The sequence below is a fragment of the Algirhabdus cladophorae genome, assembly GCF_044772865.1.
Lineage (GTDB): Bacteria > Pseudomonadota > Alphaproteobacteria > Rhodobacterales > Rhodobacteraceae > Algirhabdus > Algirhabdus cladophorae.
Genome location: NZ_CP173029.1, coordinates 3057084 through 3072890, shown reverse-complemented (window position 1 = coordinate 3072890; position 15807 = coordinate 3057084). Strand labels below are relative to the sequence as shown.

12 protein-coding genes, 1 tRNA gene and 1 pseudogene are annotated in these 15807 nt (G+C 53.3%); 8 read left to right on the top strand and 6 right to left on the bottom strand.

Annotated features, from left to right (window positions below):
* Nucleotides 1–164 precede the first annotated feature (164 nt).
* The 7 genes from ACIRQ6_RS14770 to ACIRQ6_RS14740 all read left to right on the top strand — a co-directional run bounded on the left by ACIRQ6_RS14770 (nucleotide 165) and on the right by ACIRQ6_RS14740 (nucleotide 7348).
* Nucleotides 165–896 (top strand): TVP38/TMEM64 family protein, encoded by a 732-nt coding sequence (locus ACIRQ6_RS14770; protein WP_420861366.1) that lies wholly within the window; start codon nucleotides 165–167, stop codon nucleotides 894–896.
* 2 nt (nucleotides 897–898) lie between these two features.
* Nucleotides 899–2320 (top strand): dihydrolipoyl dehydrogenase family protein, encoded by a 1422-nt coding sequence (locus tag ACIRQ6_RS14765; RefSeq protein ID WP_420861365.1) that lies wholly within the window; start codon nucleotides 899–901, stop codon nucleotides 2318–2320.
* A gap of 21 nt (nucleotides 2321–2341) precedes the next feature.
* Entirely contained in the window at nucleotides 2342–3742 is a 1401-nt protein-coding gene (locus tag ACIRQ6_RS14760; protein WP_420861364.1) for a sensor histidine kinase, read from the top strand.
* 48 nt (nucleotides 3743–3790) lie between these two features.
* Nucleotides 3791–3867, top strand: a tRNA-Arg gene (locus ACIRQ6_RS14755).
* A gap of 597 nt (nucleotides 3868–4464) precedes the next feature.
* Nucleotides 4465–5403 (top strand): substrate-binding domain-containing protein, encoded by a 939-nt coding sequence (locus tag ACIRQ6_RS14750; protein WP_420861363.1) that lies wholly within the window; start codon nucleotides 4465–4467, stop codon nucleotides 5401–5403.
* 78 nt (nucleotides 5404–5481) lie between these two features.
* Nucleotides 5482–6555: an ABC transporter permease gene (locus tag ACIRQ6_RS14745; protein ID WP_420863915.1), complete on the top strand. Its 1074-nt coding sequence runs from the start codon at nucleotides 5482–5484 to the stop codon at nucleotides 6553–6555.
* Between the two features lie 13 nt (nucleotides 6556–6568).
* Complete coding sequence (locus ACIRQ6_RS14740; protein ID WP_420861362.1) at nucleotides 6569–7348, top strand: ATP-binding cassette domain-containing protein; 780 nt, start codon at nucleotides 6569–6571, stop codon at nucleotides 7346–7348.
* 456 nt (nucleotides 7349–7804) lie between these two features.
* Here ACIRQ6_RS14740 and ACIRQ6_RS14735 read toward each other — a convergent pair whose 3' ends face one another.
* The 4 genes from ACIRQ6_RS14735 to ACIRQ6_RS14720 all read right to left on the bottom strand — a co-directional run bounded on the left by ACIRQ6_RS14735 (nucleotide 7805) and on the right by ACIRQ6_RS14720 (nucleotide 13015).
* Nucleotides 7805–8737 carry an FAD binding domain-containing protein gene (locus ACIRQ6_RS14735; RefSeq protein ID WP_420861361.1) on the bottom strand — a complete coding sequence of 311 codons (933 nt, stop codon included), beginning with the start codon at nucleotides 8735–8737 and terminating at the stop codon, nucleotides 7805–7807.
* Entirely contained in the window at nucleotides 8734–11433 is a 2700-nt protein-coding gene (locus ACIRQ6_RS14730; protein WP_420861360.1) for a molybdopterin-dependent oxidoreductase, read from the bottom strand. Before ACIRQ6_RS14730 ends, ACIRQ6_RS14735 begins: the two co-directional genes overlap by 4 nt.
* 107 nt (nucleotides 11434–11540) lie before the next feature.
* Complete coding sequence (locus ACIRQ6_RS14725) at nucleotides 11541–12053, bottom strand: hypothetical protein (RefSeq protein WP_420861359.1); 513 nt, start codon at nucleotides 12051–12053, stop codon at nucleotides 11541–11543.
* 14 nt (nucleotides 12054–12067) lie between these two features.
* Nucleotides 12068–13015 (bottom strand): SDR family oxidoreductase, encoded by a 948-nt coding sequence (locus ACIRQ6_RS14720; RefSeq protein ID WP_420861358.1) that lies wholly within the window; start codon nucleotides 13013–13015, stop codon nucleotides 12068–12070.
* Between the two features lie 173 nt (nucleotides 13016–13188).
* Between ACIRQ6_RS14720 and ACIRQ6_RS14715 the strand changes: the two genes are divergently transcribed.
* On the top strand, nucleotides 13189–14079 hold the full coding sequence (locus tag ACIRQ6_RS14715) for an AraC family transcriptional regulator (protein ID WP_420861357.1): 891 nt from the start codon (nucleotides 13189–13191) through the stop codon (nucleotides 14077–14079).
* 126 nt (nucleotides 14080–14205) lie between these two features.
* Here the strand turns inward: ACIRQ6_RS14715 and ACIRQ6_RS14710 are convergent.
* Nucleotides 14206–14277, bottom strand: a pseudogene (locus tag ACIRQ6_RS14710) (integrase); the annotation flags it as partial.
* A 220-nt stretch (nucleotides 14278–14497) separates the two neighbouring features.
* Nucleotides 14498–15397, bottom strand: coding sequence for a LysR family transcriptional regulator (locus ACIRQ6_RS14705; protein ID WP_420861356.1), 900 nt, complete (start codon nucleotides 15395–15397; stop codon nucleotides 14498–14500).
* Nucleotides 15398–15807 lie beyond the last annotated feature (410 nt).

The following is a 15807-nucleotide window of genomic DNA, read 5'->3' as shown; positions in this document are numbered from 1 at the left end:
AACAAAATACGCTTTCAATCCGATGAATTGTTGCAGCCAAGGCGGGGAACGGCCCTAATACTGAAACAAAGCCTCACCAAACATCAAGGGGGCGTGATCGGGGTATCCAGACGGGGGCAGTTGCAGGCATGTAGGGTCAAGTTTAGATAGATGGACCCAGAGCGATGAGCGATATGACCGAAACCCCCAAAAGTGCGGCGATGCAGAAATTGCCTTTAATCATAATCCTTTGCGTGGCTGTGGTTGGGGCGTTTACGCTCAGGGATTACCTCAGCTTTGACGCCTTGCGGGACAATCGCGAAGCTTTGATTGCCTTTCGAGACGCCAATTACCTGATGACGGCCCTTGCCTTTATCGCGGTCTATGTGGTGATTGTTGCCTTCTCCCTCCCAGGGGCAGCGATCGCCACCTTAACCGGGGGCTTCTTGTTTGCGACCTTCCCTGGCGTCTTGTTTAACATCACGGGGGCCACGTTAGGGGCGACGGCGATCTTTTTGGCCGCTCGAACCGGTTTTGGCGCGAAACTTGGCGCAAAAATAGAAGCCAGTGAAGGCCCCGTCAAAAAGATCAAAGATGGCATCGATGAAAACCAATGGTCGATGCTGTTCTTGATCCGGTTGGTGCCTGCGGTTCCGTTCTTTATTGCAAACCTGATCCCTGCGTTCCTAGAGGTCCCGCTGCGCCGCTTTGTGATCTCGACCTTTGTGGGGATCATCCCCGGCTCACTGGTTTATACATCTGTGGGCGCAGGTCTGTCGGAAGTCTTTGACCGCGGTGAGACCCCGAACCTTGGGATCATCTTCGAACCGCACATCCTGTTTCCAATCCTTGGCCTCTGCGCACTGGCTGCCATGCCCATCGCAATCAAAGCCATTACTGGCAAGAAAGGTCTCTAATCATGACCAAGCGTATCAAAACCGACGTGTGCATCATCGGCGCAGGTTCTGGCGGATTGTCTGTCGCAGCGGGTGCGGCCCAGATGGGCGCCGATGTGGTCCTGCTGGAAGGCCACAAGATGGGCGGCGATTGCCTGAACTTTGGCTGTGTTCCGTCCAAGGCGCTGATCGCGGCAGGCAAGCAGGCCTATGCCTTGAACCATGGCGCTGAATTTGGCGTGGCCAATGTGCAGCCCACAGTCGATTATGCCCAAGCCAAAGATCACGTTCATAAGGTGATCGCGACAATTGAACCGCACGACAGCCAAGAACGGTTTGAGGGCTTTGGCATTAATGTGATCCGTGAGTTCGGCACGTTCATCAGCCCAACCGAGGTCCAAGCAGGTGACACAGTGATCGAAGCGCGCCGCTTTGTGATAGCCACGGGCTCGGGTCCGTTTGTACCGCCGATCCCTGGGATCGAGGACGTGACTTACTATACCAATGAAAACATCTTTGATTTGCGAGATCGGCCTGATCATTTGCTGGTGGTTGGCGGTGGTCCCATCGGCATGGAGATGGCGCAGGCCCATATACGGCTTGGCAGCAAAGTGACTGTCATCGAAGGTGCCAAGGCGCTGGGCAAAGATGACCCCGAAATGGCAGAAGTGGTCTTGAACAAACTACGCGCCGAAGGGATCGAGATCGCAGAAGACGCGTTAGCCTCGGAGATTCGTAACGCCAAAGATGGGATCGAGATCGAAACAAAGGACGGGCGCATCTTTAAAGGCTCGCACCTGTTGATGGCCGTAGGTCGTAAAGTGAATATCGACAAGCTGAACTTGGATGCCGCAGGTGTCAAACACGATCGCTCAGGCGTAAAAGTCACCGACGATATGCGCTCGACCAACAAGAAGGTCTATGCGATTGGCGATGTGGCAGGCGGGTTCCAGTTCACCCATGTGGCGGGCTACCATGCAGGCGTTATCATCCGGTCTATTCTGTTAGGTCTTCCCAGCAAGCAGCGCACGGACCACATCCCGTGGGCGACTTATACGGATCCCGAACTGGCCCAAGTTGGCCTGACCGAGGCCCAAGCCCGCAAGAAATACGGATCCAAGCTGACAGTCACGCGGTTCCCCTATGCCGAAAACGACCGCGCCATAGCTGAAGGCAAAACCACTGGCCTGATCAAACTGATGATCGTCAAAGGCAAACCGGTTGGCGCCAGCATCGCAGGCGCACAGGCCGGTGAATTAATCTCGATGTGGGCCATGGCCATCGCAAACAAAATGAAGCTTTCTGCGATTTCTTCGACTGTTTTGCCCTATCCGACCCTTTCAGAGGTTAACAAACGCGCAGCCGGGGCTTATTTCACGCCCAAGCTGTTCGATAGCCCGATGGTCAAACGTGTCGTCGGTTTTGTACAGCGCTACATCCCGTAAGTACGGACAAGGGGAGGGATCATGTTCAACACGCTATCAGGCCGGTTTCTGATCCTGACGATCATCTTTGTGATGATAGCAGAAGTGTTGATCTTTGTGCCTTCCATCGCGCGGTTTCGCGAGGACTATTTGCTGGCCCGTCTTGAGCGAGCTCAGATTGCTTCACTGGTGCTTTTGGCTGAAGATATGATCGACGAAAGCCTTGAGGCCGAGTTGCTGAAAAATGCTGACGTGTTCAACGTGGTTTTGCGTCGTGACGAGGTTCGGCAGTTGATCTTGGCCGCCGACATGCCGACACCAATTTACGACACCTATGACTTGCGCGAACCGGCGGCCACAGAACTGATTGGCGATGCTATTATGCGGCTTTGGGACACAACCCCGCGCACAATCCGCGTCATCGGTGATCCGGTCAAAGAAGCAGGGCTGTTGATCGAGGTGACACTGTCTACGGAAAAACTGCGTGAGGCAATGATTGGCTACGGCCTGAATATTCTGCGGCTGTCGGCAATTATTTCGATCTTTACGGCAGTGCTTTTGTTTATTGCAGTGCAACGGCTTTTTGTTCGTCCGGTTCGTCAGCTTGGTGCGAACATGCAACGCTATGCCGCCGCCCCCGAGGACGCGCGCAATATCGTTCTGCCAGCCTCTTCCATCACTGAATTGCGCGAGTCTGAAGAGGCCCTGAACAGTCTGCAAACCCAACTCACCGGCGCCCTCAAACAAAAAGACAGGCTTGCCCAACTGGGGCAGGCTGTCAGCAAAATCAGCCATGACCTGCGCAACATTTTGACCTCGGCCCAATTGTTTACGGACCGGATTGAGGCCTCTGAGGATCCCGGTGTGAAACGTATGGCGCCCAAGCTGGTCAACTCGATCACGCGGGCGGTTAACCTGTGCGAAGGCACCTTGAAATTTGGCAAAGCCGAAGAGGCTGCGCCGAACATCGAAGAGATTTTGCTGAACGCAATCATCGAAGATGTAGTTGAAAGCGAACGTTTGTCAGTCGGCGAGTACGACCTCAGCTTTGCCGAAGACATCCCTACAGGCACCATTGTTAAAGCCGACGCCGAGCAACTGTACCGTGTCGTTTCGAACCTTGTGCGCAATGCGCGACAAGCCATTATAGGTACAGGAAAACCGGGTGAAATCGCGATCTCGGCCACCAGTGAAAACGGCGATATGATCATTGAGATCAGCGATACCGGCCCCGGCTTGCCTCCCAAAGCCCGTGAGCATCTTTTTGCCCCGTTCCAAGGCGGTGTACGCAAAGGTGGCACAGGTCTGGGCCTTGCCATTGCACAAGAACTCATCCGTGGCCATGGTGGTTCAATCGGTTTGGCAAAAAGCGATGAAACAGGCACCACTTTTTCCATATGCCTGCCGCAAGACGTCCCACAGCAACATGAGACCGCCAGTTGATTTTCTGGGTTGCAAAGCCCCAAGCCAAAGACTAAACCCGCCGTCAGTGGACCGATAGCTCAGCTGGATAGAGTACCTGACTACGAATCAGGGGGTCGGGGGTTCGAATCCTCCTCGGTCCGCCACTCTAAACATGTAAGACGTCACATGACTTTGACCTTTGCGTCATAAACTGAACTGATTCCGTATCCCGTCGATTGTGGGCCTGTTGCGTTGTGCTGACTTCCGTTTCCGAAAATCAGGGCTGATTTGAAGGTCAGACGGCGAAGCCGCCTGCTCCTGCGAATCTGCCACGTGGCGAACGCGGGAGGGGGCGAGGCAACCTAATTCGACTGGGTTGGTGCGGCCCACAGGCGCAGCCGAGGATGAGCGTCTTTGTTCAGCAGTTACGTCAGCTCTCCCAAGATTAGGATTTGAGGAGAATCAGGGTTTGGACATCCGTTGCGCAAGATCTGTTCCGATTGCGTGAAGTCACAACCATTGAGCAAATACGTGTTTTTGTTGGGACAAAGCGAAATCCCCTGAAGAAAATTGCAACCGGTTGCAATTCTGCCAAACTTGAGTACTGTGAAGCTGCGCGGAGTGACAATTTGTGATCCGCGTTCTGGCTCTGCAGACGCTGCTGCGGGGCACAATGGGAGGAGACAGCATCTTGCCGCCGAAGCGGCGCAAGATGCCCCGGTGCGAACTTGCGTGATACGGGCACGCCTTTGGGAGGAACCATGAAAAAATTAATGATTGCAACAACTGTCACTGCAATGATGACGACATCTGCAATGGCACAAGAAATTGGCGCGACGTTCTCGCGTTTTGATGACAACTGGCTGACAGTTTTGCGGACCGGTATGGTTGAATATGCTGGCACCATTGATGGCCTGTCTTACCAGCAGGAAGACGCCTCAGACGATCTTGCCAAGCAGATCGACCAAGTGAAGAACTTTGTGGCTCAGGGCGTTGATGCGATTATCGTGAACATTGTTGATACCTCCGCCGGTGCAGCTGTTTCTGCGGCCGCTGGGGATACGCCACTTGTTTACGTTAACCGCGAGCCCGACAACGTAAACGAACTGCCTCCGACACAGGCTTTTGTTGCGTCCAACGAGATTGAGTCTGGAACACTTTCAGCGTTCGAAGTTTGCAAGAACCTACGCGCAGAAGGCAAAGGCAACGGTGCACGCGGTTACCTGATGAACGGCCAGCTTTCGAACCAAGCTGCAGTTCAGCGTTCCAAGGATGTTCACGACGTGATCGGCATGGACATGTGTAACTTCATGGAAATCATTGACGAAGCACCTGCAAACTGGTCGCGTGATGAAGCGCAAGACTTGATGACAAACTGGATGTCATCCGGTGAGCCTTTTGATTTTGTTCTGGCCAACAACGACGAAATGGCGATCGGCGCAATTCAGGCAATGAAGGCTGCCGGTATGGACATGGCTGACGTTCAAGTCGGTGGTGTTGACGCATCACAGGACGCACTGCTTGTTATGGCGGGTGGCGACTATGACGTCACGGTCTTTCAGGACTCCGTTGGCCAAGGCACCGGGTCCATCGACGCGGCGCTGAAGTTGATCGCAGGCGAAGACGTTCAGTCCAAGGTCTATATCCCGTTTGTTCTGGTCACACCAGAAAACATGGGTGATTTCCTAGACAAGAACTAAGACTTTTCGACCGTAAGGCATGAACGGCGCTGAGACGCGCCGTTCATGGTATTTGCAGCCAGAAACGGGGAGGCGAGCATGGCTGACACAAGCCAAGGCACAGGTGGTCTGACTTTTGATAAGTCAAAAAGATCCTGGCCGAACGAACTGAATATTCTTTTGGCATTGATCATCATCGTTGCCGTGTTTGAGATTATCGGCCAGGTTGCACCCTATATGAACGGCCAAAGCTTCTTGTTTGATACAAGGGATCGCTTTGACAGTATTTTCAATGAAGCGCGGTTGAAGATCATCATCCTGCAGGTGGCGATTATCGGGATTATCGCATTAGGTGTGACGCAGGTGATCATTACGGCTGGGATTGACCTTTCGTCCGGGCCGTTGGTGGCCGCGACGGCCATGATCGCGATGAGTTTTGCGCAGGTGGCAGAAGTCAACGGCTTTCCGAACCCCAAGGCCCTGTTTGGTTCATGGGCAATGGATTTGCCGGTGATCATACCTGTCTTGGTCGGGCTTTCGTTCGGCGCCTTTATCGGCATCATCAACGGGACCTTTATCGCTTATTTTCGCATTCCGCCCTTCATTGCCACGCTTGGCATGTTCCTGTTCTGCCGCGGCGTCGCGTTGTGGTGGTCAGGTGGAAACCCGGTTTCATTCCCGACTGAGGCGTATGCCTGGATTGGGTCCGGCATGATGCCCGTGGTGTGGTTCATCCTCTTGGCGATTATCTTCCATTTCATCATGACCTATACAGTGTACGGCAAGCATACTTATGCCATCGGGTCGAACGAGGAAGCCGCCCGGATGTCAGGCATCAACGTCAAGCGCCACAAAGTGCTGGTCTATATGATCGCATCAATGCTGGCGGCCTTTGCGGGGATCGTGCTAAGTTCAAAGGCTGTGACGGCACAGGCCGGGATGGGCGAGTTCTATGAACTTTTTGCCATCGCGATGGCCGTGATCGGCGGTATCAGCCTTCAGGGCGGACGTGGTTCCATCATTGGTACCGTCTTGGGCGCGATGGTACTGGGTGTGATCAGGTCTGGGTTTACCTACGTCAAACTTGATGGGTCCTATCAGCTGATGGCGATGGGGGCGATCATCGTCGCTGCTGTCATCCTAGACCAATACAGACAGCGCAACCGCGCGTAAGGAGGGCCAGATAATGAACACCGAAATCGTTCTCGAAACCAAAGGCCTGACGAAGCATTACGGCGGGGTCCATGCCCTAAACGATGCCAATTTCGTCCTGCACAAAGGCGAACATGTTGCGATCATGGGGGACAACGGGGCGGGGAAATCCACCTTTGTTCGCCAGATCACCGGCGTCGAACAGCGCACCAGTGGCGATGTCATCTTCGACGGGAAGTCGGTGAATTTCACGGGTCCGATCGATGCACGCGAAGCCGGTATCGAAACTGTGTTCCAGACGCTGGCTTTGGCCGATCATCTGGATGTTCCAGACAACTTGTTCCTGGGGCGGGAGAAGACCAAATTTGATTGGCTTGGTCCGTTCCGTTTGCTTGACTACAAGGCCATGCGTCAGGACACTTTGAATGCGCTGGAACGCACCGGTGTGAAAATTCCCAACATCCGGAACACAATTGAACGGATGTCCGGCGGGCAGCGTCAATGCGTTGCCATCGCGCGGACGGCCAGTTTTGCTTCCAAGCTGACCATCATGGATGAACCGACCGCCGCCTTGGGTGTTCAGGAAACGGCGCAGGTGGAAAAGATCATTCAAACGCTGAAATCGCAGGGCGAGCCTTTGATCCTGGTGAGTCACAATATGCGGCAAGTCATGGACCTGGTGGATCGCATTGTTGTCTTTCGGCGGGGGCGCATTGTTGCCAACCTGAAGAAGGAAGAGACTGACGGACAGGATGTCGTGGCTTACATCACGGGTGCAAAGACACAGCCGGAGTATGACGTCGAAGGCGCCTGATTGATCCATCGGCAGCCCCAAGACCACGCGTACTTATCTGGTTTAACAGCACCTTAGTTGCCGCCAAAGCCCGTCGAAATTGCACAAATCAGGTGTAGGCAGATGGCCGCTACGCTCAAAGACGTTCCTACGACGCAGGCTGGGCCGATATGAATCGCTCGTTACAGTCTGGTGATGTGGCAGAAGGGTAATTGCGTCCAAGAGCCCATTTGAACAATCGCTGCGCTCGCGGCGGATGGATGCAAGGTTATTGCTGCTGCCATGCGTGCTTTTCGGCAGGTTTTTCCGTTTGCGACATCAAAAAACACTCGACCCGCTGATTTGTGAAGCGGACTTCATGCAGTTGGCACTGGTGTATGAATTGATAACTCAAACGTTCCACATGTGGTGTGTGCTTGACATGACGTTTTCAAAAGAGCGCAGTATAACACCGGGTACTATCGCCTCGATTAGCGGTTATTCCGCCAAAGCCAGCTCCAACGTATGCAAGAGTGTGTTTTCCATCACATCGACCTTCCAAGCGGATTGTGGAAGCGGCATAGCGCCTTCTGACGCCACCTGAGCCGATTTTTGCAATGTCTCCGGATTGGCCTTCTGGCCTATCAAGACGGTTTCAACTGCTTCGAGGCGAATAGGCACGTTGGCAACTCCGCCAACACCAATGCCAGCAGCCGTGATGTGATCATTTACGATCACTAGGCGAACAGAACATTCGACAATGGGCCATTCGGCCTCAAACCTACTGATCGACCGGAAATAAGCTGTCTTTTCGCCGTCCACTGCTGGCGGCAGGATGACATGCGTTAAGATTTCGTTGGTGTTCAAAAGATGATCACGATCATGGATCGATCCATCTCCGTAAAGGTCTGCAACGGGTATTTCCCGATCAGTCGTGACGAGGGTTGCGTCATAGGCAAGCAGAGCTGTAGCCAAAGTTGAAGGGTGCGGGTGAGCGCAACCGCCATTATCAAAGATGACGCCATTCGCATGGATCCCTTCACGACCGCCGCAAGCTGCATCGCCCTTTTTCGTGCACTGTAGGTCTGGGTGTCTGAAATAGGCGCAACGGGTCTTTTGCAACAGGCTTCCGCCCAAGCTGGCGGCCCAACGGATTTGAGGCGTCGCCAATCCATTCGCGGCTTTGGCCAAGGCGCCATAGCCGGTTTGAACCACAGGGCTCTGCCCGACTTCATCAATCGTAACATTTGCGCCTATTTTCAGTGAGCCGTTCTTCAGCGTTTCGATCCCGCCGAAATTCAGCTTGTGGATGTCGATGATCGGCCCTTCCGATACGCCGAGGCGATACCGATCGTGCAGGTCCGTCCCGCCAGCGCGGATTTCACCGTTTGCGTCTTTGATATCGGCGGCGTTCTTCAAAACTGTAATCATTGCTGCGCCTCCAAGCCTTTAAGGACAGCGTCGGGAGTGATTGGCGTCTGCGTCGGACGCCAGCCCGTCGCGTGATAAACGGCATTCCCAATCGCTGCTGCAATCGGAACCGTTGCGTGTTCGGCCAAGCCGATGCCACCACCACGCACGAATTCGAACCCCTCTTCGTCATAGTGAATATGAATGTCGGGGATATCGCCGATGCCGGGAATACGATAATCATTCATGTTCGATGACAGAGTTGCGCCGGACGCAGGATCAATGACTTTCTCTTCATAAAGGGCAAAGCCAAGCCCCTGAATGACACCGCCATACATCTGACTATCGGCCAGTTCTTTGTGATGGATCTTGCCACACGCCATGCCGGTCCAGATGTTCAACGGACGGATCTTGCCAAGGTTTGTGTCCACTTCAACCTCCGCGACCAGCGCGGATTGGCTCATGTTTTGGCCCATGGCGGGCATAGTAAGACCCATCATAGACATAGGCAGGCGCAGGCCCATGTACATTGGCTCTGCGCCGCGTTTGTCGGTATGTTCAAAGGGCTCAGCAACCTTCTGGATTTCCGACCATGGGGTGAAGCCGCCGACGTGATCAACACCGCCCTTGGCTGCGCGCACATTGTTCAGCCCCATTTTCGCACCAGCCTCTTTCACCAGATGTTCAATCACCATTTCACAGGCCTTCACGGTGGTCGGATAGGTGGAAACTGTGCCTTGGCTACCCGTAGACATGCACCCGGGTGGAAGATCTGAATCGCCGATTTCAACTGTGACGTCATGACGACTGATGCCAAGGGTGTCTTCCATCGCTTTGGCAATCGCAGAGCGGATACCGTTCCCGACGTCTTGGGTCGCGTTAAAGGCAGTAAATCCATCTGGGGATGACGTGATCCTAATCTCTGTGTGCGGGTGATAGAGGAACATCCATTTCGCCTGAGCCAGCCCAATCCCTCGTTTGAAACGGCTGCTGTCACTGCCTGCGTTGCGATTGCGGTCGCGCCATTGGGGGATGTCCTCAACCCAATCAAGCAACCGATGCTGAATTTTGTGATCTCCTGCCCATTTGCGGCGCAATGCGACAGGATCCAGGTCATTCAAAACCGCCGCCTCGTCGATTGCGGATTCAACGGCCCAACGTTTCTGCGGCGCGTCGGGCGCGCGCATAGGCATGGTCGGCGGTGTGTTATTGACGATGATGTTGTCGGAAAAATCCCGTTTCAAACCGCTGGGGGACATCATCCAGTAAAAGGCCGCTGGGGCCGCGCCCGCCGCAACACCTGCATCCCCAAAGGAATGGAATTTCATGGCGTCTGGCGATCCGTCGTCTTTGACGGTGAGGGCCATTTCAACCCGTGACCCTGTCCGTGCACCGGCATAGGACAGTTCTTCGACGCGGCTGTTGACCACACGCACGGGGGCCTTTGCTGCGCGAGCAAGCTCAACAGCGACGGTGATTTCTTGATACAACCCGCCTTTGGCACCGAATGCACCGCCGATGTACTTTCCGTTCACGGTGACGTCGTCTGGGTCCAGATCATAGTGCTCTGCCAGCTCAAGCTTCACCAAAAGAACGCTTTGAGACGAGGCCTCAACGTGCAGTTTTGTCTCGCCGTCCCATTTTGCGACCGCAGCGCGGGGCTCCAGTGCGGAATGGGCCTGTTGATTGCTGAAATAGGACCGCTCAACGACCGTCTGGGGCGCATTTTTGCGCTTAGTTTCCAATGCGCGTTTGGCTTTGCCACAGAAGGTTGAAATCGCGATATCAGATGGCACGTGGCCAAAGTTGTTCGTCCAGCGATACGGCAGGTCGATCCCTTCGGCCGCGGAAGGAATGCCATTGCGGGCGTCCTTTTCCCAAACGGTTGGGGCGGCCTCTTTTTGCGCGGCCTCTGTTCCGATGGCCGCAGGCAATATCTCGTAGTCGACTTTGATCAGTTTCAGTGCGGTCAACGCGGTCTGTTCATCAATAGCGGCAACTGCTGCAATCGGCTGGCCGAACCAACGTACCTTTTTCTCATCACCCAAAAGGTCAACAATTCCGCCAACCCCATCTAGTTTTTCAGCTTCGGACCATTCGATTGACCTGATGTTCGCGTGGGCATGTTTGGAGCGCAGGATCTTGCCCTCCATCTGCCCCTCAAACATCATATCAACGGTGTACTTCGCCGCGCCGGTCACCTTTAGCGGTGCGTCTACGCGAAAGATGGGCGCGTCTGTCACGTCATCATATTCGCCAGCGCAGGCCTTTTGGATTGCGGCATAAATGCCGACATAAGCCGCACAGCGACACAGATGCCCGCCCATCGCCAGCGCCACCTCATTTTTCGACGGCTCTGACGTACCATGTTCCGCGCGCCATTTGTCGTAAAAGGCGATGCCTTCGTTCACAAACCCCGGTGTACAGAACCCGCATTGCAAGCCTTCATTCGACATGAACGCGCGTTGGACAGGGTGCAAATTATCTTGCCCATGGTCTTCGATTGTGCGGATGTCTGCGCCTTCCATATGCGTTGCCGGCATAAGGCAGCTGCATTTTGGCACCCCATCAACACGCACGGTACAAGCCCCGCAAACCCCGCCACCGCAGGCCATCTTTGTACCGGTCAGCCCCACCCGGTCCCGCAATACGTCAATGGCCGTTTCGTCATGTCGGGGTTCGAATTCAAACGAATTGCCGTTGATGTAGGTTTTCATGGCGCATCCTCTCTTTGGGATTGGGTGGCATTGACCTTCGCGAAAGGCACTGAGCTCACGACAAGGCTAAGCGCTTTGAAATCCGCTCGCTTGCCTGAATGTCTCTATTACTTGCCTATTTGTGCGTCTGCCTCGGCTAACGCTATCTTGTAGGCTTCGAGGCGCGTGTTCGCATTGGTGTCGATCATCATGATCACTGCCATCATACTGATCGTTGTGACAAAGCTCGCCCGCCAAACGGGGCCACTAAAGACCACAAACAGAACCGCACAAAGGGCAACGATCAAAGGAATGACGCGGTAAACGGCGATCCGGTATTCACCCAATATCCGCTCTGCCTTGGCGAGCTCCGCCGAGATAAACGCCTGTGCATCCATAGCGTAAGCTTCCGCAAATCCTGTGACTCGCGCTTTGGCGGGAATGAAAATACCCAAGCCGATGATCAATAATAAGACACCGGCTATCAGCAGCGGTATAACATAGGCCTTTGCAATCTCAGTCTTTCCGACCTGCCAAAAGCCAAGACTAGCGGCCATAAAACCTATCCCGAACAGAATAAAGAAGCTGGACGAAAGCATCTCTGCTTTTGTCCAATCAACTGCAGTCTTCAGAATATCCATTCCGCCACCTCTCTTTAGAGTGACCAGCTGAATCCGGTCGCTTTTTCCGAAACATCCCAAAGCTTCGACATTACTGGCTTGTCATAGGCGTGGGCGTGCAGTGTGCCTTTGCCAACAGGACCAACAAAACCCATGCGGCCTGTTGGACCGTAAAGAGCACGCTGTTCCAGTCCATCTTCAGTTGCGCACATGAGTTCTGGGTAGGCCCCTTTTTGCGCCGTCTGAACCATTGGTGACTTGGTCATCAACCAGAAGACGAAGCGCGACATGCGGCTCCCGCTCGTTGAGATCAAGGATGTCGCAGAAGAACCCGGATGACAAACATAGACGCCTGTGTTTTTGCCAGCAGTTTTTAGGCGATCCTGCAATTCGTAAGCAAACATCATCTGGGCCAGTTTTGATTGGCTGTAGACGGGGTTTGCGCTGTAATTCTTATCCCAGTTCAGGTCATCAAACTGGATCGTTTTGATCCCCATGTTGTAGCCAAGGCTTGCAACAACAACGATCCGCCCGCTTGATGCCTCGATGCGATCAAACAACATACCGCAAAGGACGAAGTGACCGTAATGGTTCGTCCCCAATTGGCTTTCAAACCCATCCACCGTCAACTGTTGTGTGGGCACTTGGGCAATCGCCGCATTGCAGATCAGCGCGTCAATTTTTGGAACCGTTTCAAGGACGTCTTTGGCCGCACGGCGCACGCTTGCGAGTTCGGAAAGATCCATACGGACAAAGCTGACATCAGCTTTCGCACCGAATTCCGCCTTAAGATCATTGACCGCAGCCGCCGACTTTTCGGCGTTCCGATTCAACATGACGACCTTTGCGCCCTTGGAAACCAAGATGCGCGCCGCTTGAAACCCTGTGCCTGCATTCGCGCCGGTGATCAGATATGTCTTGCCTGTCTGATTGCCTATCCGTTCGGGGGTCCAACCGTTTGGCCCAAAAGTTGTATCTGGCAATGTTCTCGTCCTTAGGTAAATGAGTTGTGCGGCCGATCCAAATGACATTCTACCGCTTTGAGAAAATACCTAATCTCATTAAGTCGCGTTAAATAGAGTGCAATCCTCGCGAATACTTGCCCATTTGTATCAGGTGGCTTGCTCAGGCGCATTTGCGTCCATATGGCTTTGGCATGACACATATTGATACAATCACTCTGTTAATCGAACGGCATACCGACGCAGACGGGCTAACGGAAACCGGGATCGAGGGCGTGAAACTTTTTCGCGCGGTGGACTCGGTCCCCTGCCAACCGGTTGTTTATGAGCCATGCCTGATCGCGCTGGCGAGCGGCGCTAAAGAAGTGGCTTTGGATGGCACACGTCACGTTTACTCAAGCAAGCAATACCTTTGTTGCCCCCTGTCGATGCCCATACAGGCAGGCACCTCGACGGCCTCGGCGGAAAATCCGCTCTATGGTGTCTATATATCGCTGAACCCGCGAAAAATGACTGAGCTTGCTGTCGAGATCGAAAACCACGGAAGTGCGCTCCGAAAATCCGACGAAGGCTCCAATTCTCTGGCTATCCGACTTGCTGATTGGGATGATCCCTTTGCAGAGGCATTGCTACGCTTGCTGCAGCTGGTCGATGCACCGGTAGACAAATCGGTCCTCGCAGACGCGCGACTGCGCGAACTTTACTATACTATATTGAGAGGCGAAATTGGGGCCTTTGCGCGAAACGCTTTTGGTGTGGGAAATGCCATTTCACGGGCCATCGCCTATGTGTCCGAAAATCTGGGCGAGCCCCTGGCCATCGATGATCTAGCTGAACGCGCAGGTATGAGCCGCGCGGTTTTCCACCGTAAATTCAAAAGTGCTACAGCCATGTCACCAATCCAATTCGTCAAAACCATGCGTCTGAATACAGCAGCGATGAAAATATCTGAGGGTGCAACAATCAGCCAAGCTGCAATGGATGTCGGCTACTTAAGTCCGTCCCAATTTAGTCGAGAGTTTAAGCGCCTTTATGGCCAAACCCCGCGCCAATGGAGCGAGGCTCTTACAACTTTACCAAGCTAAGTTTGAACTTATTCACCGCAGGTTTGCGCGCTTGCTGCGAATGGCTGGTCTGACCGGCCGGGCTGCAAAATGACCGGTAGTAAGTAAAGGTCCGCTTGGGCCGCCCGTAAAGGCGGTCCACATCACTTAGATTTCGATTGCCCCCGCAATTGCCAGAGCATCTTCTAACTCTACACCGAGATATCGGACGGTGCTGTCGCGTGACAGAACGATGCCAATTGACACAGACACCTCCGTTCATCGGGGAGCTGTTCAATGAGAAATCCTATGCAGATATCGTTTTCACTCTTGAGCGCTGTAGAGGCATGCTCTGATATGTGACTGCTCCCTGCGATCGGTGCGAAATTCATATGAAAAACATTATGCTGGAATTTGAGGGGAGCAGATCAGTGCAGACATTAGACCTTAGCAAAATGATCTAGGTGTCAGCGTTTTTGAGATTGCTCGTCAAAAATTCCGCGAATAGCGACGCTAGGTTTGTTCGCTTCGCTGACCCCGGCCAAACCGCGTACAAGGCGAACTTAGCCAAGCTCCAATCTTCAAGCAGGCGAACGAGTGCGCCATCTTCAATATCGCCGCGACAGCAATCAATTGGCATGATTGACACCCCAAGGTTTTGTTTTGTCAAAAAACAAAGTCCATCGAAGTTGTCAGTTTGAAGTTTTGATTGTTCGTCAATCAAAAGCTGCGCCCTCTTGCGCTCGCGTGACACGAGACTGAATTTTCGTTTCTTGTGGCGGTATGTAATCCAGTCCCAGTTCTCAAGGTCATTAGGATGTTGAGGAGCGGTGTTCTTGGCATAGTAGCCTCGGCCCACGACGATCACACGCTCTACTTCGCCCAACTTTTGGCTTTCTAGGCCTTTGTCCTCACTCTTGCCTGCGCGGATACACAGATCGAACGCGTCCTTTATCGGATCCACATGTGCATCGGTGAACGCTATAGATATGTGCACTTTGGAGTAAGTGTCTGCAAATATCCCAGCGGTCTTCAATATGGGTGAAGACGTAAGGAAAGACGGAACCGATATTTTCAAAGTTCCGGACGGATCAGATTCCGCGTACATCAGAGCATTTATGCCTTTTTCCGCACCTTCGATGATTGCCGATGTGTGGGTGTAAAACTGGCGTCCTTCGCTTGTAAGCGTAACCTTTCTTGTTGTTCGATGAAGCAGCTTGGCATCAAGAAAATGTTCCAGCTTGGACACAGCTTCGCTTACACGAGATGGGGCAATTCCTAAGGTTTTCGCAGCTTCACTAAACGACCCCTTCTCGGCAACGAGAGAGAAGATCGCCATATGCCTAAGGTAGTCGATCATTGTTCCGATTTCCGTAAGAGATTTATACATTTATAGCCAATTAACAGCATTATTACATAGCTATAGTCTCAGTGCGACTCTGCATCTGTTCCTTCTCAGTCAGGCGCGCTGAAGTGCCCGCTGAGAATTACTGATGCTCAAACGAGGGGCAGATGCTTGTGAAATCAATCGACGATTGCCTCCGTTTGGAAATGGCTCTGATAGTCGGAGCAATGGAACGTAAATGCGACGATGCCATGCCTGATCTGAAGAATAATGAAGCTGAAAAATTTTGACGACGCCGCATCACGTTTTGAACGGCGTCAAAGGGAGAAAGACATCAATGCACCGTAGAACAGTTATCAAAACATCAATTGCAGCCGCGCTGGCGGCTTCACTTGCAAGCAAACTAGGAGCGCAAGACTTGGACG